Annotated in this window: 1 protein-coding gene; it reads right to left on the reverse strand. The window is 46.0% G+C overall.

Going from position 1 to position 1,835, the window contains the following annotated elements; translation table 11 throughout:
- Positions 1-78: 78 nt before the first annotated feature.
- The gene (locus ACRPK8_RS15720) at positions 79-1,674 is read right to left on the reverse strand and encodes an IS1182 family transposase (protein WP_432238986.1); all 1,596 of its coding nucleotides are present in this window, start codon (positions 1,672-1,674) and stop codon (positions 79-81) included.
- Positions 1,675-1,835 lie beyond the last annotated feature (161 nt).

Raw genomic sequence — 1,835 nt, forward strand, 5'->3', positions numbered from 1 at the left:
GAGGCTGGGACATAACTAGTTGAATTTAACGAGAAGAAGGAATTGCCATCACTCAGGGATGTGCAATTCCTTCTTTTTTCATTGTCTCTCATCAGTTGCCCTTCGGGCAACGCTTTGGATGAGCCATTTTCTTAAATTTACGGCCATGAGGATGAAGCCGAGCTCTCGCTTCACCTTCGCTTTTCCTCGCACAGAAAAGCGAGTGAAACTCAAATTAGCCTTCAGATATCCAAAAACTGGTTCCACGTCTATCTTCCGTTTCGCATAGAGGGATCCTGTTTTTTGATCTGAAAGCCATTTTTTCATCTGTTCTTTTTGTTCTTCCCATGAAGTGTTTATGTGTACCTGTCGGTGACGACCCTCTTTGGCCTTAGTACAACGGGAGCGAAACGGGCAGCCATCACACCCTTCGCTTTCATACACCTTGAAATCACGCGTGAAGCCGTACCGATCTGTTCTCTTAGACATGTAACGGAATGTTACGTCCTGTCCATTAGGGCACACAAAACGATCCGACCTTTCATCATAAGACCAGTTTGCTGTGTTAAATGGATCATTGCGCCATTTTCGAGACTTTTCTTTTTCGAACATCGTATAAGGGATGAGTGGAATGCGCCCTCGGCGCATCAGAATATCCTGATAATTCTCCTGACTCCCATAGCCGGCATCCGCAACGATATGCGGTGGTAGTGGTAAATATGAGCTGATCTCATCTAAAAAGGGAAGTAACGTCCGGGCATCCGTCGGATTCGGATAAATATCATAAGCGAGTGTGTACTGTCCTTCGGTCGCGATTTGAACGTTATAGCCTGGCTTAAGTTGTCCATTTTGCATATGATCTTCCTTCATTCGCATGAACGTCGCGTCTGTGTCTGTTTTCGAATAGCTGTTCCGTCCAGCGAGCGTCCTCTTTTGGAGGGCGTATCTCTGTTTCCGCTCGATGAAATCTGTAATCTCCTTTCGAAGGAGACGTGGTTCCTTCCGTTCAGAACGTAGACGTTTTCTTTCTTGGGTATCCGAACTCGCCTCGATTTTTTGGTTGATGGAAGCGATATGTGCGTCTAAAGCTTCACCCATGTGTTCGAGTTCTGAGAGAGTGAGTTCGTCTGGGCTTTCTCGTTCAATTTCCGGTAGGATGTCTTGTTCAACGAGGTCGTCATAGATACGATTCGATTTATCCACGAGAGACGAACTATGACGTTCGATCGATTTCCGCCAAACAAAGGTGTATCGGTTCGCATTCGCCTCTAGCTTTGTACCATCGATAAAGATGGCTTCTTCATTGATTTCTCCCATCTCGACGAGATGGCAACGGAAGGTAACGAAGGCTTGCTTCAAGATTGGAGTGACTGCGGGATGCACTCGAAAACGGTTGATGGTACGATAGCTCGGCGCATTCCCCTGCGCTAGCCACATCATCCGCAGACTATCGGATAGTAATCCCTCAATCTTCCGACCGGAGAAGACCGACTGTGTGTAGGCACATAAAATGATTTTCATCATCATCCGCGGATGATAAGCAGGGCATCCCGTCGTCCGCATGAAAGGATCGAAAACATCATCCGGAATGGATTCGACGAGATGATGGACAGCGAACGCGATATCATTTTCTTGAAGACGAACTTCTAAATCTAAGGGCAGAACCAGCTGGTTCATGTTATAATCTTTAAACATAAGGGCACCTCCGATGGTTATGGTTTGGTCACTTTAACTTTATCAGAGGTTGTCCTTATTTGTTTATTCAGAATCGGTTTTTCATCATAGAACAAGGCCCTCGAAACGACTACACGTTTCGAGGGCCTTTCGTTTATGAAACTGAGTTATGTCCCAGCCTC

Origin of the sequence: Exiguobacterium sp. TDN 0502 (genome assembly GCF_050846835.1) — a bacterium.
Taxonomy (GTDB): Bacteria; Bacillota; Bacilli; order Exiguobacteriales; family Exiguobacteriaceae; genus Exiguobacterium_A.

Excerpts from the sequence above, each read along its gene's own strand:
- ACRPK8_RS15720 (WP_432238986.1), bottom strand. The coding sequence starts at position 1,674 with ATGTTTAAAGATTATAACATGAACCAGCTGGTTCTGCCCTTAGATTTA.